A 19,224-nucleotide genomic window follows, 5' to 3' on the forward strand; every position below is an offset into this window, starting at 1 on the left:
GCTGGCATGGCGCAATCCTCGCCAAATCAAGGCTTTGGCAGCAATCAACCGATAGGTGGATGTTGCCGCGGCCAGCGCCCTCATAGCGTGATCGCACGATGGCCGAACGCCCCGTCCGCTGGGTGCAAACCAACTCGTCCACATTCCTCACGCCGCCGGCGAGCCGAAGGTCATGCCTGAGATCACGCAGCCCCGCATTCTTCTGATCGGCACTGGAGACACCAAGGCCGACGAACTGCTGTTCATGAGCGCGTGCATCGCGCGCGCCGGCGGCAGCACGATCATGATGGACATCAGCGTGCTCGGCGATCCGCCCTATCCGGTGGCGCACGACAAGCACGCGGTGGCGGGCGCCGCGCAGACCACGATCGCGGCGATCGCATCGAGCGGCGACGAAAACTCCGCGATGTCGCTGATGGCGATCGGCGCTGCAAATCTGGCACGCGAGCTTGCGGCGCGCGATGCCATCGACGGCGTGATCGCGATCGGCGGGACGATGGGAACCGACCTTGCGCTCGACGTCGCGCAGGCACTGCCGCTCGGCTTGCCGAAGCTGATCGTCTCGACCGTCGCATTCTCGCATCTGATCCCGCCCGAGCGCGTCGCCGCCGATCTGATGATGATCCTGTGGGCCGGCGGCCTCTATGGCCTCAACGGCACCTGCACCGCCGTGCTGTCGCAAGCCTGCGGCGCGATCGTCGGCGCGGCGAAGAGCGCCATCAAGCCAAGCCGGGATCGGCCGGTCGTTGCGATCACCTCGCTCGGCAAGAGCTGCCTGCGCTACATGGTGGAGCTCAAGCCGCAGCTCGAGCAGCGCGGCTACGAGGTGGTGGTCTTCCACACCACGGGCATGGGTGGCCGTGCCATGGAGTCGATCGCAGCCCAGGGCGGCTTTGCCGCGGTGCTGGACCTCAGCCTGCAGGAGGTCGCCAATCAGCTCACCGGCTCGGTGGTCAATTCGGGCGCCGACCGGCTGGAGAATGCCGGCAAAGCCGGCATCCCGCAGATCGTCGCCCCCGGGGCGGTCGACATGGTCGACTTCCCGGCGTGGCTTGGAGTTCCGAACGAGCTATCGGATCGGCCGTTCCACGCCCACAACCGGCTGCTCGCGTCGGCGACATCGGGAGCCGCAGATCGCCGCCGGATCGCCCACGCGATCGCCGAGAAGCTGGCCGGCGCCAGCGCGCCCGTCGCCTTCGTGCTGCCCGCCGGGGGCATCCAGCAATGGGACCGCGAAGGCGAGGCCCTGCACGACCCCGCCGCCCTCGCCGCCTTTCTCGACGCGATGCGCTCGGCAGTCCAGCCGCCGGTCGAGCTGCACGAGATCAAGGATCACATCAACAGCGCGGCGTTCAACGAAACCGTGCTCGGCATCTTCGACCGTTGGGTCGCGGCCGGCATTGTCCGTCCCGGCCGCGCGACGGCTGCGGCATGACGCGGCCGTTCGCAAAGGCGCTGGTGCTCGACTTCGGCGGTGTGATCTCGAAGACCCTGTTCGAGACCCACGATTTGACCGAGCGCGCGCTCGGGCTCGCGCCGTGCGCGCTGAAATGGCTCGGACCATTTGCCCCCGACAGCGATCCGCTCTGGACGGCGATGCAACGCGGCGAGATTTCCGAACGCGACTACTGGCTGACGCGCAGCCGCGAAGTCGGACGCATGGTCGGCGAAGACTGGCAGGACATGGAAACCTTCGTGAAGCGTGCGCGCGGTGCCGATCCCGACACCGTGATCCGCCCGGAGGCTGTGCGGGCGATCACGCTGGCCGCCGATGCCGGCTTCCGGCTTGCGATCCTCTCGAACGAGCTCGACCTGTTCTACGGTGCCGATTTCCGCACCCGCCTCTCCATCCTCAAGCGCTTCGACACCATCGTCGATGCGACCCATACCCGAATCCTGAAACCCGATCCGCGCGCTTATCAAAGCGTACTGGACGAGCTGGCGCTGGAGGCAGAAGATTGCGTGTTCGTCGACGACCAGCGCCGCAACATCGCCGGCGCCGCGGCGCGCAACATGCGCACCGTGCTGTTCGACGTGCGCAGCCCGGCCGAGTCCTACAGCGAGGCACTGCGACATTTCGGGTTGCAATTCGACTGAGAGAGCGATCATGCGCGACAGAAACTTCCTGGTTGAGAACAACGCCAAGCCGATCTGGCACCCGATGGCCCACCCTGCCGAGATGCGGACGCAGCCGCCGCGGATCGTGATGAAGGGCGAAGGCGTGCACGTCACCGACATCGACGGCAAGACCGTGATCGATGCGGTCGGCGGCCTGTGGAACGTCAACCTCGGCTACAGCTGCGATCCGATCAAGCAGGCGATTGCGGACCAGCTCAGCGCCTTGCCGTATTATTCCGGCTTCCGCGGCACCTCGAGCGGTCCCTCGATCGAGCTCGCCTACGAGCTCACCGAATGGTTCAAGCCGGAAGGCATGGTGCGCGCCTTCTTCACATCGGGCGGATCGGACTCGGTCGAGACCGCGCTGCGGCTCGCGCGGCAATACTGGAAGATCAAGGGCCAGGCCGACCGAACCAAGTTCCTGGCGCTGAAGAAGGGCTATCACGGCACCCATTTCGGCGGCGCGTCCGTCAACGGCAACGCCAATTTCCGCCGCAACTATGAGCCGATGCTGCCCGGCGTATTCCACATCCCCGCGCCGTCGACCTATCGCAATCCCTTCAACGAGACCGATCCCGCAAAACTCGCGCAGCTTTGCGCGGCGGCGATGGAGGAGGAGATCGCGTTCCAGGGCGGTGACACCATCGCGGCCTTCATCATGGAGCCGGTGCTAGGTGCCGGCGGCGTGATCGTGCCGCCGGACAGCTTCATGAAGCTGGCGCGCGAGATCTGCGACCGGCACGGCATCCTGATGATCGCGGACGAGGTCGTCACCGGCTTCGGCCGCACCGGCGCGTGGTCCGGCTCGCGGCTGTGGGGCGTGAAGCCCGACATGATGACGATGGCCAAGGCGATCACCTCGGGCTATTTCCCGCTCGGCGCGACGCTGATCGGCGAGCAGGTCGCGGAAACCTTCGAGAGCGATACGACTGCGTTCGGCTCGATCGGCCATGGCTACACCTATTCGGGTCATCCGGTCGGCTGCGCCGCGGGCCTTGCGGCGCTCGCCGAGACCCGCCGTCTCAAGCTCGACGAGAACGCCGCCGCGCGCGGCAGGGACCTCGCGCAGGCGCTGGCCGCGCTCAAGGCCAAGCATCCGCTGGTCGGCGACGTCAGGGGCAAGGGACTGATGGCCGCACTCGAACTGGTCGCCGATCGCGACACCAAGAAGCCGGCGGACAAGAAGACCATGGCGAAGGTGGCAGATGCCGCCTACGAGGCCGGCGTGATGCTGCGCGTCTCTGGCAACAACCTGATCCTGTCCCCGCCCCTGATCCTCACCGCATTGGATGTGGAGGTGATCGCCGAAGGGATCGACGCCGGGCTCTCAGCGGCCGGCTGACAGCGCACCGACACAGGCCATGGCGCGCTCGAACAGCGCGCCATCCGCCTTATCGCGGTCGAGGCAATCGGCGAGCGATGCCGCTGACATTCTCTGGTCAGTGCAGAAGATCCGCATGAAGTCGGCCGCGAGCGCGACCTTGCGCGGCGTGGATTGGCGTGCCCAGTCGCCGCTGCTCAGATAGAGCAAGGACGCATCGTCAGCGCCGCTTTCGGCCGCCGCGCCATGCGCGACCGGCTGCGCCGTCAACAAGGCCAGCAGCATGCCGGCCATCGCTCCCGAGCGACGCAGGCGACCCCTCATTTGGTGTCCCTGGCATTCACCATCGGCGGCACGTCGAGCGCGGGATTGCGATCGAAGAAGTTGAACGGCCGCAGCCGGAAGCCATGCCACAGGCCCGGCATGACCGGCCAATCCTCGGCGCGCGGCACGTGGCGGAAGCCGACCGTGTACCACAGCACGAGGTCGCGATCCTCGATCGGCCGTTTCGCCGCCGTCCATTTCGGCAGGCCATCGACGTCAGGGTTTTCGTTCGGATACATGCCCGCGGCGTAGCGCTCGTCCCTGGCGTAGGCCGAGGTCCAGAGCGTGTAGGCGCTGAAGCCGGCGCGCAATTGGATCGGATCGTCCTTGGCGAGCAATGAGACGTCGGAGTGGCCGGGCATGATCTGGTAGCTCGTCCGGTAGCCCTGCCTGTTGGTCTTGCCCGTACTCTCGATCCTGAACTGCGCAGCGTTCAGCGGTGTCGTGATCGGCCCTTCGGTCCCGACCGGCCTGGTGTCGACCTGCCAGAGGCTCTTGCGCTGGCCCTCATCCAGCCGGCGGACGCTGAAGCGGTCCTCGACCAGCCGATTGCCAGTGCCGTCGACGTCCATGTCGATCCGGAAGGTCATGTAGTGATCGTGATTGACCGCGAGCAACCGCTCGTCGACCAGCGTCCCGTAAGCGGTATCCTGCTTCGCCGTCGGGTCGCTCAGCGTCTTGCTCGCCACGCCCTTGGTCGCATCGATGCCGTAGGCGCCGAGCCGCACGTCGATGTTGCCGGCACGGTCGAACACATAGTCGACCAGATAGTCGTAATTGCCGACCACCGGCGCCATCCGCACCACCAGCTCATTGTTCGGCCGCACCTCGGCGGTGTTGTTGATGAGCTCGCTGTGGCGCCAGATCGGATCGCCGGTCGGACGCTCGAAGATGCAGACCGCGCCCTTGGAGACCACCGGATTGCCCTTGGTGTCCGAGATCGTCAGATCGAGAAAATGCGCGCCTTCGGGGCAATCGATGCCGCGCTGCAACTCGCTGGAGAGCACGCCGAAACCGTATTCGCCGATATCCATATAGGCCCGGAACGACCAGGTCGGCGAAGGATCCATATAGGGCACGAACATCTCGCTCGCCGAGATCTGGTAGGCGATGTCGCGGAGCGTGCCGTGGTCGTCGTAGCGGATCAATGACAGCACCGCGCCGACGCGCGGCTCGAGCCGGACATGGAACGACCAATTGTCCCAGCGGACCTGGCCCCCCTCCACCTTCACGTTGCTGCCCTCGGGCGCAGTGATCTCGATCGGCTTCGGCGGCTTGCGGTACTTTCCGGAGTCGGCATAGGCATGCGAGGGTGTCTGTGGCGGCGGCGGCATCACGCCGAGATCGGTCACCGACAGCACCGTCTTGCTCTTGAGATCGACCTGGGCGACCAGGTTCTCGATCGGCTTGCCCCAGAGATTGTTGGCAGCGCCGGTCGTGTCGACGCAGGGCACGTTGAGCAGGCGGCGGCCCTTCATGGCGGGATCGCTCACCGGACCGACGGTCAGCGGCAGGCACATGACGTTGCGGAAATCGGTGATGCCGCGCTTGGCCATCGCGGCGATCCAGCGCGGGTCCTGCTTCGGCAAATCGCCGGCCGACATCAGCTCGTCGATGGTCAGCGCGGCCTCGTGGTCCCGGATCTCGTCCCAGCCGGCCAGGCTGCGCGCGGCGAGATCGATATGCGCCTCATAAAGATGTCCACCGTTCAGCAGCGTCGCGTTCGCCCGGCGCGTGAACGGCTGTCCGGGCTTCCACGCCCGTACTTCGTCCTTGGGATCCTCGTCGACTGTCATCGAGACGACCCGCGTCGCATCGTCGAGCTTGCCGGCGCCGCGGAGGATTTCGGAGACCGAGCGGATTTCGTCCGTCGTGAGCCCATCCATCGGGTGCGTTGCGGCCGCCTGCGGCCACATCCTGCGCTCGGCCAGCGCCGGCAGCGGTGCCGCCATCGTCGCCGCGACCAGGCCGGCCAATACCCATCCGCCATGCCGAAAAATCAGAGCCATCACGCCCTCCACTCAAAGCCAGAACGGTCAGAATACAATCAATGGTGACGGCGTGAAGGCCTGCCTCATCCGGTAACCCGTTCCGACGCGCCCGGCAGGATCGTGGCCGCGGCCGGCCGTGGCGCGGCGCGGTGGACGTCGAGCAGCCGCACCCCGAGACGATCACGCAACGCCGGCCAGATGCCGCGCGGCGCCACGATCATCACGACGACGGCAATGATGCCGAGCCCGACCAGATACCAGCCGCCGGACAAGCCGAGCGGCCCGGTCATCAATTCGCGCAAGCCGAAAAAGATGATGACGCCGAGGATCGGGCCTTCCAGCGTTCCGATACCGCCGATGATCACGATGAACATCATGTAGACCGACCAGTTGACATCAAATGCCGCCAGCGGCGCGATGAACAGATTGCCCATGAAGCTGAGCGCGCCGGCCAGCCCGCATCCCGCCGCCGACAGCACGAAGGCGATGAAGCGGTTATGCCGGACGTCGACGCCGACGCTCATCGCGGCGAGATCATTGTCGCGCACGCTCATCAGCCCGAGCCCGAAGCTCGAGGTCATCATCTTGTACAGCGCCGCGATGGTGACCAGCGTCAGGCCGCCCGCGAGCCAGAACATGGTCGGCTCGAACCAGTCGAAATCGATCAGCTTGCTGGTGGCGAGCGGCATGCCCGACGTGCCGCCGACCTCCTGCGATTTCATCGTGAAGGCGCCGATGATCTCGGCGAACACCCACATCGCGATCGAGAAATAGGCATCACGCAAACGAAACAGCGGAAAGGCGATGATGGCCGCGACAGCCGCCGCCACCAGCGGCGCCACCGGCAACACCCAGATCGGGGTGACCTCGAGCCAGCCCGAGGTCAGGAACAGCGCATAGGCGCCGAAGGCGATGAAGACCTGATGGCCGAGCGAGACCAGCCCGGCATAGCCCGCCAGTAGGTTCCACATCTGTGCCATCGTCAGCAGCAGCAGACACTCGGTCGCGAGCCGCAGGAAACCTTCGTTCAGCACGAAGGGCGCTCCGGCGATGATAGCGATCAGAATGGCACTGCTGGCCAGGAGAATTGTCCGTGTCGGCATCGGCGTCACACCCTGCTCGACACGAGACCCGACGGGCGGATCAGCAGCATGATGAAGAACAAGAGGTGCGCGTAGAGCAATCCGGCATTGGGATCGATCTTGAGCCCGATCAACTGCGCCATGCCGAGCGCGATGCCGCCGAGCAGCGCACCCCAGAACGAGCCGAGCCCGCCGAGCACCACGACCTCGAAGGCGATCAGCAGGCGTTCGGCGCCGGAGAACGGCGTGAAGCTCGAACGCACCGCGAGCAGCACGCCGCCGATCGCGCCTAGCGCGAGCGACAGGCCCATCACATAGTTGTAGACCCGGTCCGGCTTGACCCCGGACAGCCGGACGATGTCGCGGCGGTCGGCGGTGGCGCGCACGATCCGCCCGAACTCGGTACGGCGCAGCACGAGCTGCAGCGCCATGAACAGCAGCGCGGCGAGCACGAGCGTCAGCAGCGGCATGATCCCGATATTGAGGCCGGCGATCTCGAGGCTGGCGCGCGACAGCTCGCCGACCTGGAGGCTGCGCACGTCGGCACCGAAGATTTCGACCATCACGTTGCGCAGGATCACCGAGACGCCGAAGGTCAGCAGCAGCGGCGACAGCGGATCGGGCGACGTCACCACCCGGTTGACGATGGCGGCCTGGTAGAGCCAACCGACCGCAAAGGACAGCGCGATCACCGGGATCAGCATCAGCAGCGGCGAAACCTGCGGAAACAGGTTGGAAAGCAGCACGGCGCAGAATGCGCTCAGCACCATGAATTCGCCGTGCGCGATGTTGACGACGCGCATCACGCCGAACACTAAAGCCAGCCCGATGCCGAGCAGGCCATAGAGCCCGCCCAGCAGGGCTCCGTTGATCAATGTCTCAACCCAGATCATGTCGTGCCAATCCTGGCTAGTTACCGAAATAAGCGTGCGTCAGCTGTTCCGGCTGCAACCCTTGCGCCGGGCCGGTCAGCGACACCCGCCCCTTCAACAGGCAATAAATTCGTTCAGAGGTCGCGAGCGCGCGCTTGACGTCCTGCTCGACCAGCACCACAGCCGTCCCCTCGCGGCGGATGTCGGCAAAGGAGCGATAGATCTGCTCGACCACCACGGGCGCGAGCCCGAGCGAGATCTCATCGCAGAGCAGCAGCCGCGGGTTCGACATCAGCGCGCGGCCGATCGCCGCCATCTGCTGCTGGCCGCCGGAGAGCTGGCCGGGAAGCATTCGTCGCCGCTCCTCCAGGATCGGGAACAGGTCGAACACCCGCCGCAAGGTCCAGCTGCCCTTGCGACGGTTGACGCTGCCCATCAGCAGGTTCTCCTCGATGGTCAGCGAATCGAACAGCAGGCGCCCCTCGGGCACCATGATGAGGCCGAGCCGCGACACCTGCTCGGCGGGCATCTGCGAGATGTCGACGCCGTCGAAATGCACCGCCCCCTTGCGCTCCTCGTTAAGCCCGACCAGCGCCTTCAGGAACGTCGATTTGCCGGCGCCGTTGGCGCCGACCAGCGCCACCGCCTCGCCGTCGGCGACGGTGAAATTCATGTCGAACACGGCCTGGAGATCGCCGTAGAATATCTGCAGGCCGTTCACATCAAGCAACGCCATCGGCCTTCAATCCCATGTAGATCTCGCGCACCACGGCGCTGTCCATCACCTCCGCCGGCGGCCCTTCCAGCACCTTGCGGCCGAAGTCGAGCACCAGGATGCGATCAGAGACCGCGCGCAGCGCGTGCGGAATATGCTCGATCCAGATCATGGCGTGATCCGCCTTCACCGACTTGATGATGGCGACGAGGCGCTCGACCTCGGGCTCGGTCAGACCAGCCGCGATCTCGTCGAGCAGGATCAGCTTGGGCTTCGAGGCCAGCGCCTTGGCGAATTCCAACCGCTTGCGGTCGATCAGCGGCAAGGCGCCCGCGAGCTTGTCCGCCTTGGCGTCGAGCCCGGTGCGCTGCAACACCTGCATCGTCCAATCCGACGCCGCCTCGCCGTACAGGCCTGCACCATAAGATGCCGCGACCAGCGCGTTCTCGTAGACCGACAGATGCGGAAACGGCTGCGGGATCTGGAACGCCCGCCCGAGCCCCATCCGCGCTCGGCGATGCGGCGGCAGCCCTGATATCTCCGTGTCGTCGAGCATGATCGACCCGTCGTCGGCCGTGAGCAGGCCGACGATCAGGTTGAGCAGCGAGCTCTTGCCGGCGCCGTTCGGGCCGATCACGCCAAGGCATTCGCCGCGCGCCAACCCGAAGCTGACGTTGTCGGCGACCACGATCTCGCCGAAACGCTTCGAGAGGCCGCTGACGCGCAGAAGCGGTGCCATATCAGGCCAGCTTGGAGAGCAGCTGGAGATCGGCCTGCTTCGGGATGAACGGCGCCGTTCCGTTATGCACGATCAGGAGCTCGTATTTCGACTTGCCGCCCCTGGTCTTGCGCCACTGCCCGCCCGACAATGAGGTCACCGCGACATTCTTGATCGGCGTTCCCTTGAATTTCACCGGTCCAACCACGGTCTCCATGTCGAGACCTGCGATCGCATCACGCAGCGAGTTCTTGTCCTTAGGGTCGCTGTTCTGCAACGCGGCGAGCGCGACCTCCCACAAGGCATGCGCGTAGCCGATCGGCTGGGTCCATTGCTTGCCGGTGGTCTTCTCCCATTCCGCGGCGAGCTCGGCGGCGCTCTGCCCGGTCAGCGAGGACTTGAACGGATAGGCCGGCGTCCACCACACCTCAGTCGACATGCCGTCGCCGCGATCGCCGAGCGCGTTCACCGCGCTCGGGAACAGGAACGCCGCCGCCACGGTGCAGATCTGCGGCTTGAAGCCGGCCTGCGCCGCCTGGTTCCACAGCGTCACCCAATGATTGCCATAGGTGAAGCCGGACACGATATCGACGCCGTTGCTCTTGAACGACGAGACCTGATTGGTGAAGTCGTCGGTCGCAATCTGGAATTTTCCAGCCGAGAATTCCTGATAGCCCGCCGCTGTGATGCCGCCGGGCAGACCGACCTTCGGATCCGAGAACGCCTGTCCGGCGGGATTGTCGATGTAGAGCGTGCCGACCTTCTTGTTGGTGTCGACCGACTGCCACATGCCAAGGAAGTTCTTCACGACGTCGTCGGCGCCCCAGAAGAAATGATAGCTGTAGGGGAAGCCCTTGTCCGGCGTCGACTTGCGCGGGAACATCCAGCCCTGCCACGGCACCATGGTGGAAATCGAGGGAATGCCGCGGGCATCGGCGAGCTCCTGCACTGGAGCCTGCGCGTCGCCGTCCTCGATCAGGATCAGGTCGCATCTCTCCCGCAGCACCAGTTCGCTGGCGACCACCGACGAGCGGTTGGGGTCGGATTGATTATCCTTGAAGACAAACTCGACCTGCCAGGTCTTGCCGCCGATCTTCAGGCCATCCTTGAGATGCGCCTTGATGCGTTCATGGATCCAGGTGTCGGGCTCGGCAAACGGCGCGCGGACGCCGGAAAGGCAGCCGACCCAGCCGATCTTGATGGTGTTGCCGGCGGCGCGCGCGACATTGACCAGCGGCACGTTCAAGGCGGACGCAAGTCCGGTGGCGCCGGCCGCCTTCAGCAGCGTGCGCCGGTTGAGCCGGCTCGACGCCGAACTGTTCTTCGTCTCAGTCATGTCCCTCTCCCTCCACAACCAATGATGAAATGATTTGGCCGCAGGCTCATGCTGCGGATCGCTGGATCGCGCCACGGCTCACCGCGGCAAATTTGCACAAGGTGTTTTCGATGATCTGGCGCGGGATGCCGCGCACGATGAAGACGAGCCGCGAGCGCCGGTCCGCAGATGGCCAACTGGCAAGCGTGATCGGCGGATGAAACACGTGCTGTACGCCATGCACCACGACCGGCGCATCGGGCTGTTCGGCGACATGCACGATCGCCTTGAAGCGCAGCAGGTCTTCGCCCCTGAGCGCCGCCACATAGTCGAGCCAGCGCGCGAATGCATCGCGCTGGATCGGCTCGTCGATGATCAGACTGTAGGACGAGACGTCGGCATCGTGCCCGTGATGGCTGTGATGACCGCAATCTGCGCCGTCGCAATCATGATCGGCGTGATGGTGCGGCGCGTTCGCCACCTGCGATGCCAGATCGAACCAGCGGACCACATCGGCGGAGCGGGCCGCCGGATCGAACAGCCCGGCATCCAGAACCTTCGCCGGATCGACCATCCCGTTCTGGACACGGTGGCGAGTCGCCACCGGATTGATCGCGGCAAGGCGCGCATCGAGCCGCGCCAGCGCATCATCGGCGGCGAGGTCGGTCTTGGTCACCAGCAGCCGGTCGGCGACCGCGATCTGCCTGATGGCCTCGCCATGCGTCTCGAGGGAGCGCGCACCGTTAACGGCATCGACGGTCGCGACCACGCCGTCGATCCGATAGCGACTGAGGATCTCGGGCGCCGTCATCAGCGTGTGCAGCACCGGCACGGGATCGGCGAGCCCGGTGGTCTCGACCAGCACGCGGTGGAACGGCGGGATCGCCCCGGTGGCGCGGCGGGCGCCGAGATCGGCCAGTGTCTCGATCAGATCCTCGCGCACTGAGCAGCAGATGCAGCCATTGTCGAGCAGCGCCAGGCGGTCCTCGCTGCTCTCGACCAAGAGGTGATCCAGCGCCACCTCGCCGAACTCGTTGATGATGGCCACAACGCCGCCAAGCTCCGGCTGGCGCAGCAGATGGTTCAGCACCGTGGTCTTGCCGCTGCCGAGGAAGCCGGTAAGCACCGTGACCGGGATCTGATCCGCCGTGCCCATCATGCGCCCCGCTGGTAGACCTTGCGGCCTTCGAAGAAGGTCATCTCGACCCGCGTGTCAGCCAATTGATCCGGCGGGATGTCGAAGATCATCTGGTCGAGCACGATCAGGTCGGCCGACTTGCCGACCTCGATCGAGCCGATCGACTGGCCGAGGCCGGCCGCGCGCGCGGCGTCGATCGTGTAGATGTCGATCACGGTGGCGAGATCGAGCGCTTGCTCGGCCCACAGCGACTTGCCGGGAAAATCCCCGGTCGGATTTTGCCGGGTCACCATGCCCTCGATGCCCTGCCAGGGATCGGGGATCGGGATCACCGGCCAGTCCGAGCCGCCGGCCATCAGCGCGCCGGCCTCTTTCAAATCCCTGTTCGGCCAGAAGCGCTGCGCACGCTCCTCGCCCATCGCGGCCTTGTGCGCCTCGAGGAAGATGGTCGGATACCAGATGATCGGCGACAGATCGGCCGCGACACCAAGCTCGGCGAAGCGCTTGACGTCATCGGGCGCGATGTAGCTTGCATGCGCGACCTGGTGCACCAGATGGGTCGGCCCATTGAAGCTGCGCACCACATCGATCGCATCGAGCGCCTGCGTCACCGCGGCATCGCCGGCGCAATGGATCTTGGCGGCAAGGCCGAGCTTCTCGCAGCGCCCGAGCCAGCGGATCAGGTCCGGCACGGTCAACATGGTCGAGCCACGGAAGCAGCAGCCGCGCACCGGATCGGCCAGATACGGCTCGTGGAAGGCCGCGGTCTTGGCACCGGGCACGCCGTCGAGGAACACCTTCACATAGTCCGGCTTCACATGCGCGCCGCGATACTGCTCGCGCAGCGCGAACAGCTCCTCGCCGGCCTTGCCGAACATGAAGCCCGGCTCGACCACCGGCATCGCGCACACCGCCCAGGCGGTGAGCTCGCCGCGGTCGTCGAGCCCCTTCAGCGCCGCCATGATCGGCTGCATGCTGGCGGCGTCGATGAAGGCGGTGACGCCATAGGTGTTGAGCACCGAGATCGAGCGCGCCACCGCCGCGCGGTCCATCTCGGCCGTGTAGTGACCGGAAGCCGCGAGCGCCCGCTCCACCAGGCCCGAGGCGGCCTCGATCATGATCCCGGTCAGCGTCCCGGTCTTGAGATCGCGGCCGATCTCGCCGTCGGTCAGATCGGCGGTATCGGTCTGCACGCCGGCCAGCCGCAGCGCGGCCGAGCTTGCCCAGCGATTGTGATAGGTGTCGTCGCGCAGCACGACGGGATGTCCGAGGCACGCAGCGTCGAGCAGTGCGCAGGACTCCGCGGTGTTCATCTCGTTCAGCAGATTGTTGCCGAACTGGCCGCCGACGATCCAGGCGCCGGGCGCAGCCGCCGACGCCGCCTTGTGCAGGGTCTCGGCGATCCTCGGTACGCTGTCGGCGTTGGAGAAGCGCAGCTCGTAGAGATCGGCCTGCCCGCCCATCATGATGTGATTGTGGATGTCGACGATCCCCGGCATCGCCATGCGTCCACCGAGATCGACGGTCACAGTCCCCTCACCGATCAGCGACGCGACGTCGCGCTCTTCGCCGACGGCGATGAACCGGCCGGCCTTGACCGCCGCGCACGCCGCCCAGGGTAGCTCCCGGCTCGACGTGTAGATCCGGCCGTTGCGGAAGACCGTGTCGGCGAATGTCCTGTTCATACGGATCAACTTCTTCGATTGGGAAAATCCGGAGCGTTCAGCCTTTCGCCGTGCACAGCAGCGAAACCACGCACGGCGCCGGCATGATCGGCCAAACGTTCGACATGTCGGCATTTGGAACAATCCACCGTCCGGTGGATGCTCCGCCGCCTGCCGCAAGGCGGGCGGCGGCCCCTTCAGAAGCCGAGCGCCAGACCGTCCTTGCGATGATCGGAAGCGCCGAACAGAACGCCCCTCTCATGGTCGATGCGGATCGCTTGACAGCCGCCGATCGGCTCCTCGGAGAAGCGCGCTTCGTGGCCACGGGCACGCAGCTCGTCGCGGACATCGGGCGATATCGTCGTCTCCAGCGACAACGCGCCGTCGAAGGCAAACGAGCGCGGTGCCTCGGCCGCCGCCTGGATGTCCATCTTCAGATCGAAGATGTTCGAGATCAGATTGGCATGACCCGCGGCCTGGTAGTGCCCGCCCATCACGCCGAACGACATCACGGTCTTGCCGTCCTTGCGCAGCAGGCCCGGGATGATCGTGTGCATCGGACGCTTGCGCGGCCCAAGCGAATTGAAGTGTCCGGGCCTGGCGCGAAAACTCCAGCCGCGGTTGTGCAGCAGGATGCCCGATCTCGGTGCGTAGATGCCGCTGCCGAACGGATAGAACAGCGAGTTGATCAACGAGACGGCGTTGAGGTCGCGGTCGACCACCGTGACATAGACGGTGTCGCGATGCTCGATATCGTCCCAGGTCGCGGGCGCGGACGCGCGGCGCATGTCGATCTTGCTGCGGATCGTCCCGATATAGTCTTCGGCCAGGAATGCAGCTGGATCGACCTTGCCGGTCGACGGATCGCAGAAGAAGGCGTCGCGCGCGCGGTAGGCGGCTTTGGTCGCCTCGGCCAGCAGATGGATGCGATCGGCCTGCGCGAGATCAGCGACATCGAAGCCGGCGAGCGTCCGCAGGATCATCAGCGCCGCCAGGCCCTGCCCGTTCGGCGGACACTCGACCACATCATGGTCATGATAGCGCGCCGAGATCGGGCGCACATAGTCCGAGGTCTGCGCGGCGAAATCCTCGGCGCTATGGGCGCCGCCGAGTCCGCGCAAGATGCCGGCCATCTCGTCGGCGGCCTCGCCTGCGTAAAACGCGTCGCGCCCGTGCTGCGCGATCCGGCGCAAGGTCCGACCGAGCGCGGGTTGCGTGCGGATATCGCCGACATCGGGCGCCTTGCCGCCGGGAAGGAACTGCGCGGCCGCATTGGCGTCGATCTCGATCCGCGCCCGGAAACGTCGCCAGTCCTCCGCGACGCGCGGTGTCACGCAAAAGCCGTGCTCGGCCGCCGCGATCGCCGGCCTGAAAATCTCCTCCAGTGACCTGCTGCCGTGGTCGGCGACCAGCCTGCACCACGCGTCGATGGCGCCCGGCACGGTCACGGCCTCAGGCGCGGTCGGCGGAATGTCGCGCGCGCCGCTGCCGGCAAATTTACCCGCATCGGTGCCGGCGGGCGTGCGGCCCGAGCCGTTCAGCGCGATCGGCTCGCCTGCCTTGGGCGAATACAGCGCAAAGCAGTCGCCGCCGATCCCGGTCATCTGCGGCTCGACGACGCCCTGCACCGCCACCGCCGCCACCGCCGCATCGACGGCATTGCCGCCGGCCTTCAGCATCTCGACCGCGGCAAGTGTCGCCTGCGGATGCGAGGTCGCGGCCATGCCACGCTCCGCAACCGCCACCGAGCGGCCGATGGCCATGAAATCACGCATGTCGCTTCCTTCAATGCGATGAGCGGCAGCCGCTCGCCAACATTGTCGAAAACGACACCGGTCCTTGAGGGACTCTCGGTCGGCCGCGCGGTGGGCGGCAATCCACCTAACGGTGGATCGGTGCACACAGGCGAAGTTATCTTGCTAGATGCTTTCCGGACGCGGTGAAGCAATCCGACGGCGACGCAGCAAACCTGTCAAACCTGCGCGTGAGGACTGCCTTGGCCTATCTGGTTAGTTGCGTGTTCGCCAGCTCATTCCGCAGCGGTTAACTGGTTGCCAAGCTCGGAGCGCGATGGCACGCTGTCATGATCAATTTGGCTCATGCCTGATTTCCAATGCGGATGTCATCTCGCAAAGAGGTTCATGGCGCCAGGCGGAATCAGTTCGGTTGCGGGGCTGGTTGGTTGCGTGTTGCCGCGCCTCTGGTCGCGCTGTCATGCGGTGTCGCCGTTCACGCGGCGTCGCCCACGGAAGAGCCGGACCGACAGGTGACAACATCCGAACCGTCGGCTCAAGCCGATGTTCAGAGCGCGCCGCCAGGTGCGGACCGGGCGAGCCCCGAGGCCCTGCCAGCGACGGAAGCCGAAAAGCAATCCGAGCAAGCATCTCAGACGGCCAACGTTGTCGACCCGCTCAAGGTCGTCCCGGACAATATCGATACAATCCTGATCCTGGACGAATGCTTTGTTGCCGAGGCATGCATCGACCGGTTCCTTGGCGCGCTTTATACGCGAGCGCCGAAGACCGACTGGATCGTCGTATACGAAAAGAAAGACGTGACGATCAAACGGAAGGGCAAACTGGTCACCGTCACCCGCAGCATCCCGAAGCGGGTCGAAAATGACTTCGGATGGAAGGACCCCAAAGCAGCAGACAAGGCCGGCATGCCTCTGATGGATTACGTGATCGGAGGGATGGATCGAGCCTTCAAGGGAAAGCTGTTCTATATGCTCCATGCGGCAGAACAGGCCGGACTGGCACCTGGGATCACCAGCGGCTTCCGGGATGACTACCGCCAATCAATTGCAAGCGGGCTGAAGGCCGCGAATGACAAGTCCTATCACGGTGGCAGTTCGCGTGGAGGCTATGGTCACGGGCTCGCCGCAGACGTCATCAGCCTGAATGGCGGGAGCAAGGAGGAGCGCGTAGTCGAGACCAAGCGATTGTGGAAATGGATCGACGAGCGCGAGAAGCAGTTCGGTGTTGGACGTCCATATTTGAATGGCGACCCAGCGCATCTTGCACCGGTCGATGGTCAGGAATACGCAGCTCATCGTTCAGCATCAAGCCACGTAAAGCTGGTCGGTAAGCGACACACACGAATTGCAGCGTCTTCCAGACATGGCGTGACGACGCGAGCGAAGTCAAAGGCAGCGAAGAAGCCTGCGACAACGAAAATCAGCTCGCGCCTCTGACCGGCCCGCCCCTCGCCTCGCTTCGAATGTACGCTCCAGAGCGCGCCCGGCTCAGGGGGTGAGCTGGGGCTAACGGCGGCTTTGGAGGTTGTAGCGGCCAGCCTCCACCTCTGACGTTACGCCCCTTTCCTGAACCTCATCGACCAGGAATCGAAATTGCTGCGCCGCGCTACTACTTTTGCGCCGCCGGATCTGCTTGCCGTTAGATCTGTTGCTCTGGGCTAGTTCCGAATGGCAATTGCCGCGTGCATTTGCCTATTTATGATGTCCCCAGTCGTGCGGATTGGCCGACGTCAACCCCACACCCCGACCATGCACATCGCGCGATCAGGGATCGCCGCTTCGGCCCACGGAGCGACGGTCCCGCCCAATTGGGGATGCGACAGACTGCCCCGACCGGCAACTCAGCAAAAACGTGTCAATCCCTCGTCATCAAAAGCAAGGCTCGGGCAGATCATGTTGCGAGAATGCGGATGTGTGACTCACCGGCCGCGCAACAGATTCCGTGTCGTTCCTGCGAAAGCAGGGACCCATAACCACAGATGGTCATGGTCGCGCATGGTGGAACGAAGAATCCCGCTCGCAACATCCGCGGCGGAGTATGGGTCCCTGCTTTCGCAGTGACGACGCGTGGAAAGAGCTGCGGACTCGCAATCTACCGCCCGTGCCCTAATGCGGTCGCGACATCAGCGCCACGACGGCGGAGCGGGTCTCGACGCCGAGTTTCTCGAAGATATGGATCAGATGCGTCTTCACTGTCGCAAGACCGATATTGAGGCACTCGCCGATCTCGCGGTTGGTGCGACCGCAGCACAAGAGCTCGACCACTTCCATCTCGCGCGAGGTCAGCCCGTAGCGCGCCGGCTCGTCGGCGTTCGACGACAGGCGACTGGTCAGGTTGAACTCGAGATAGTCGTGGATCTTCTCGGCGATGTGCATGCTGCTGTCGGGAATCGCGCAGCCCGGCGCCCAGAGCACGCTCATTCCGGCCACGATCCGGTCGTTGCGGCGGAAGAAGAACTCGATCATGTCGGCGACGCCACATTGGCCGGCGAACGCGCGGTAGGTCGCCGCCTCCTGGGACGCGCATTGGTCGAGGGCGACGCTCAGCCGGGCAATTGGCCGGTTGCTCGCGGAGCGCGGATGCAACGGATCGAGCCGGTTCATGCCGGCAAGATACCGGTCGTGGAAACTCGGCGGGACGTTGCTAGAGAGCACGAAGCGGTTGAGGGTCAGATTGCCGTCGACCTCGTAGAACGCGGTCGCCGATCCCTCGAGAATCCCGCGAGCGAACTGAATGGCCTGCGTGGTCGCCGGATCCGGTCGGCCCAGAAGCGCGATCATGACCTACCTCCCGATGTTTCCCGATGGCGAACGTCTGTGCGTCGCATGGTTGTCACGCTGGGGCAGACGCAGGGCGTAGTCAAGCAATTTGCGGGCCAAGCGCCCATCCTGGAAACGGTTACGCCGGAGTAACCCAATGCCCCCCTCCACCATCCGGTTGATTGCAGGCGGGGCGGCGGATACGGAACTCTCGCAGGTCTCCCAACTCATTGCTGGATCAAGAATGAATTCGCGTCGCATCATGGCCGCCTTCCCGTCGGCGGCCGAGGAACAGGTTACGCTCGCCAACTGGCGGCAGCATCCCGTCAACGAGTGGGCATTTCGCAATGTCCGCGAACTGCTGCCCACCGCCAACATCGCACGCGCCGCAGTGCCGGCGCCGCTGTCCTTTGCGCCGCGCTATCTCGACGACGTCAGCTTCGCTGACCCGCGCGGCGAGACGGTCGGCGTCGGCCAGGCGCTGCGCGCAAGCCACACCGACGGCATCGTCGTGTCGCATCGCGGACAGGTCGCGTTCGAATGGTACGCCCACGGCCTGGCACCGGACAGCCCGCATTTGATCTTCTCGGTCAGCAAGTCGGTCGCCGGAACGCTCGGCGGCATCTTGGCGGATCACGGCAAGCTCGATCCCGACGCTCCGGTGACGCGCTACATCCCGGAGATGGAAGGATCGGTCTATGGCGGCAGCTGCACGGTGCGGCATCTGCTCGACATGAGCGTCGGCATCCGCTTCGACGAGGACTACATGGCGCGCGACGGCGACATCATGAACTACCGGCGCTCGACCGGCTGGGAGCCGCCGGATCCGAGCATTCCGCCCAGCAACCTGCGCGACTATCTGCGCACGCTGCGGCCGAACGGCGCGCCGCATGGTCAAGTCTTCCACTACGTCTCGACCAACACCGACGTGCTCGGCTGGGTCTATGAGCGTGCCTGCGGCATGTCCTATGCGAAGATCCTCTCGCACTATCTGTGGCAGCCGATGGGCGCCGAGCACGACGCCTACATCACCGTCGACTCGCGCGGCGCGGCACGCGTCGCCGGCGGCATCTGCGCTACACTGCGCGATCTCGCCCGTTTCGGCGAGATGATGCGCAATCACGGCATCAGCAACGGACGGCAGGTCGTGCCAAGCTGGTGGGTCGACGACATCAGGCAGAACGGCAATGCCGAGGCATGGTCGCGCGGCGACCTGACGAAAGTGTTTCCGAACGGCAACTATCGCAACAAGTGGTACACGCTCGACCGCGGCGAAACGCCGTTCGCGGCGGTCGGCATCCACGGCCAATGGATCTACATCGATCCGACGAGCGAGACCGTGATCGCGCGCGTCTCCTCGCAGCCGCTCCCGATGGATCTCGATCTCGATCACATGTGGATGCGGGGCTACCGCGCGATCGCGGCGAGGCTCAGCGGCAAGGCTTGACGC

Annotated in this window: 16 protein-coding genes; 5 read left to right on the plus strand and 11 right to left on the minus strand. The window is 65.3% G+C overall.

Going from position 1 to position 19,224, the window contains the following annotated elements; genetic code table 11:
• Window positions 1-172 precede the first annotated feature (172 nt).
• The 3 genes from XH92_RS28890 to XH92_RS28900 are packed head-to-tail and all read left to right on the plus strand — an operon-like array spanning window position 173 to window position 3,460.
• Window positions 173-1,435, plus strand: coding sequence for a Tm-1-like ATP-binding domain-containing protein (locus XH92_RS28890; RefSeq protein ID WP_194455150.1), 1,263 nt, complete (start codon window positions 173-175; stop codon window positions 1,433-1,435).
• Entirely contained in the window at window positions 1,432-2,097 is a 666-nt protein-coding gene (locus XH92_RS28895; RefSeq protein ID WP_194455151.1) for an HAD family hydrolase, read from the plus strand. The genes XH92_RS28890 and XH92_RS28895 overlap by 4 nt, the downstream gene beginning before the upstream one ends.
• Window positions 2,098-2,107: 10 nt before the next feature.
• Window positions 2,108-3,460, plus strand: a complete 1,353-nt coding sequence (locus tag XH92_RS28900) for an aminotransferase class III-fold pyridoxal phosphate-dependent enzyme (RefSeq protein WP_194455152.1) — start codon at window positions 2,108-2,110, stop codon at window positions 3,458-3,460.
• Here the strand turns inward: XH92_RS28900 and XH92_RS28905 are convergent.
• The 10 genes from XH92_RS28905 to XH92_RS28950 all read right to left on the minus strand — a co-directional run bounded on the left by XH92_RS28905 (window position 3,446) and on the right by XH92_RS28950 (window position 15,033).
• Window positions 3,446-3,733 carry a hypothetical protein gene (locus XH92_RS28905; protein WP_194455153.1) on the minus strand — a complete coding sequence of 96 codons (288 nt, stop codon included), beginning with the start codon at window positions 3,731-3,733 and terminating at the stop codon, window positions 3,446-3,448. The two genes, XH92_RS28900 and XH92_RS28905, sit on opposite strands and share 15 nt — an antisense overlap.
• Window positions 3,734-3,759: 26 nt before the next feature.
• On the minus strand, window positions 3,760-5,772 hold the full coding sequence (locus XH92_RS28910) for a tyramine oxidase (protein WP_194455154.1): 2,013 nt from the start codon (window positions 5,770-5,772) through the stop codon (window positions 3,760-3,762).
• A gap of 65 nt (window positions 5,773-5,837) precedes the next feature.
• The gene (locus tag XH92_RS28915) at window positions 5,838-6,857 is read right to left on the minus strand and encodes a branched-chain amino acid ABC transporter permease (RefSeq protein WP_246787714.1); all 1,020 of its coding nucleotides are present in this window, start codon (window positions 6,855-6,857) and stop codon (window positions 5,838-5,840) included.
• 5 nt (window positions 6,858-6,862) lie between these two features.
• A complete protein-coding gene (locus tag XH92_RS28920; RefSeq protein ID WP_194455156.1) occupies window positions 6,863-7,729 on the minus strand; it encodes a branched-chain amino acid ABC transporter permease in 867 nt (288 codons plus the stop codon).
• Window positions 7,730-7,745: 16 nt separating this feature from the next.
• Complete coding sequence (locus XH92_RS28925; RefSeq protein WP_194455157.1) at window positions 7,746-8,444, minus strand: ABC transporter ATP-binding protein; 699 nt, start codon at window positions 8,442-8,444, stop codon at window positions 7,746-7,748.
• Entirely contained in the window at window positions 8,431-9,162 is a 732-nt protein-coding gene (locus tag XH92_RS28930; protein ID WP_194455158.1) for an ABC transporter ATP-binding protein, read from the minus strand. The genes XH92_RS28925 and XH92_RS28930 overlap by 14 nt, the downstream gene beginning before the upstream one ends.
• A 1-nt stretch (window position 9,163) precedes the next feature.
• Window positions 9,164-10,477 (minus strand): ABC transporter substrate-binding protein, encoded by a 1,314-nt coding sequence (locus XH92_RS28935; protein ID WP_246787716.1) that lies wholly within the window; start codon window positions 10,475-10,477, stop codon window positions 9,164-9,166.
• A 46-nt stretch (window positions 10,478-10,523) separates the two neighbouring features.
• Window positions 10,524-11,612: a GTP-binding protein gene (locus tag XH92_RS28940; protein ID WP_194455159.1), complete on the minus strand. Its 1,089-nt coding sequence runs from the start codon at window positions 11,610-11,612 to the stop codon at window positions 10,524-10,526.
• Window positions 11,612-13,279, minus strand: a complete 1,668-nt coding sequence (locus tag XH92_RS28945) for an amidohydrolase (protein ID WP_194455160.1) — start codon at window positions 13,277-13,279, stop codon at window positions 11,612-11,614. Before XH92_RS28945 ends, XH92_RS28940 begins: the two co-directional genes overlap by 1 nt.
• A 176-nt stretch (window positions 13,280-13,455) precedes the next feature.
• Window positions 13,456-15,033, minus strand: a complete 1,578-nt coding sequence (locus XH92_RS28950; RefSeq protein WP_194455161.1) for a gamma-glutamyltransferase family protein — start codon at window positions 15,031-15,033, stop codon at window positions 13,456-13,458.
• Window positions 15,034-15,524: 491 nt separating this feature from the next.
• Between XH92_RS28950 and XH92_RS28955 the strand changes: the two genes are divergently transcribed.
• The gene (locus XH92_RS28955; RefSeq protein ID WP_246787718.1) at window positions 15,525-16,451 is read left to right on the plus strand and encodes a D-alanyl-D-alanine carboxypeptidase family protein; all 927 of its coding nucleotides are present in this window, start codon (window positions 15,525-15,527) and stop codon (window positions 16,449-16,451) included.
• Between the two features lie 669 nt (window positions 16,452-17,120).
• Here the strand turns inward: XH92_RS28955 and XH92_RS28960 are convergent.
• The gene (locus tag XH92_RS28960) at window positions 17,121-17,795 is read right to left on the minus strand and encodes a LuxR C-terminal-related transcriptional regulator (RefSeq protein WP_194455163.1); all 675 of its coding nucleotides are present in this window, start codon (window positions 17,793-17,795) and stop codon (window positions 17,121-17,123) included.
• Between the two features lie 223 nt (window positions 17,796-18,018).
• On the opposite strand from XH92_RS28960, the gene XH92_RS28965 reads away from it, so the two are divergent.
• The gene (locus XH92_RS28965) at window positions 18,019-19,221 is read left to right on the plus strand and encodes a serine hydrolase (RefSeq protein ID WP_194455164.1); all 1,203 of its coding nucleotides are present in this window, start codon (window positions 18,019-18,021) and stop codon (window positions 19,219-19,221) included.
• The last annotated feature ends 3 nt before the right edge of the window (window positions 19,222-19,224 follow it).

The organism is Bradyrhizobium sp. CCBAU 53421 (assembly GCF_015291625.1).
Classification (GTDB): Bacteria; Pseudomonadota; Alphaproteobacteria; order Rhizobiales; family Xanthobacteraceae; genus Bradyrhizobium.

Bases quoted from the DNA above. Each gene is read 5' to 3' on its own strand.
- XH92_RS28890 (WP_194455150.1), top strand. From the start codon at position 173: ATGCCTGAGATCACGCAGCCCCGCATTCTTCTGATCGGCACTGGAGAC.
- XH92_RS28895 (WP_194455151.1), top strand. From the start codon at position 1,432: ATGACGCGGCCGTTCGCAAAGGCGCTGGTGCTCGACTTCGGCGGTGTG.
- XH92_RS28900 (WP_194455152.1), top strand. From the start codon at position 2,108: ATGCGCGACAGAAACTTCCTGGTTGAGAACAACGCCAAGCCGATCTGG.
- XH92_RS28905 (WP_194455153.1), bottom strand. From the start codon at position 3,733: ATGGCCGGCATGCTGCTGGCCTTGTTGACGGCGCAGCCGGTCGCGCAT.
- XH92_RS28910 (WP_194455154.1), bottom strand. From the start codon at position 5,772: ATGGCTCTGATTTTTCGGCATGGCGGATGGGTATTGGCCGGCCTGGTC.
- XH92_RS28915 (WP_246787714.1), bottom strand. From the start codon at position 6,857: ATGCCGACACGGACAATTCTCCTGGCCAGCAGTGCCATTCTGATCGCT.
- XH92_RS28920 (WP_194455156.1), bottom strand. From the start codon at position 7,729: ATGATCTGGGTTGAGACATTGATCAACGGAGCCCTGCTGGGCGGGCTC.
- XH92_RS28925 (WP_194455157.1), bottom strand. From the start codon at position 8,444: ATGGCGTTGCTTGATGTGAACGGCCTGCAGATATTCTACGGCGATCTC.
- XH92_RS28930 (WP_194455158.1), bottom strand. From the start codon at position 9,162: ATGGCACCGCTTCTGCGCGTCAGCGGCCTCTCGAAGCGTTTCGGCGAG.
- XH92_RS28935 (WP_246787716.1), bottom strand. From the start codon at position 10,477: ATGACTGAGACGAAGAACAGTTCGGCGTCGAGCCGGCTCAACCGGCGC.
- XH92_RS28940 (WP_194455159.1), bottom strand. From the start codon at position 11,612: ATGGGCACGGCGGATCAGATCCCGGTCACGGTGCTTACCGGCTTCCTC.
- XH92_RS28945 (WP_194455160.1), bottom strand. From the start codon at position 13,279: ATGAACAGGACATTCGCCGACACGGTCTTCCGCAACGGCCGGATCTAC.
- XH92_RS28950 (WP_194455161.1), bottom strand. From the start codon at position 15,033: ATGCGTGATTTCATGGCCATCGGCCGCTCGGTGGCGGTTGCGGAGCGT.
- XH92_RS28960 (WP_194455163.1), bottom strand. From the start codon at position 17,795: ATGATCGCGCTTCTGGGCCGACCGGATCCGGCGACCACGCAGGCCATT.
- XH92_RS28965 (WP_194455164.1), top strand. From the start codon at position 18,019: ATGAATTCGCGTCGCATCATGGCCGCCTTCCCGTCGGCGGCCGAGGAA.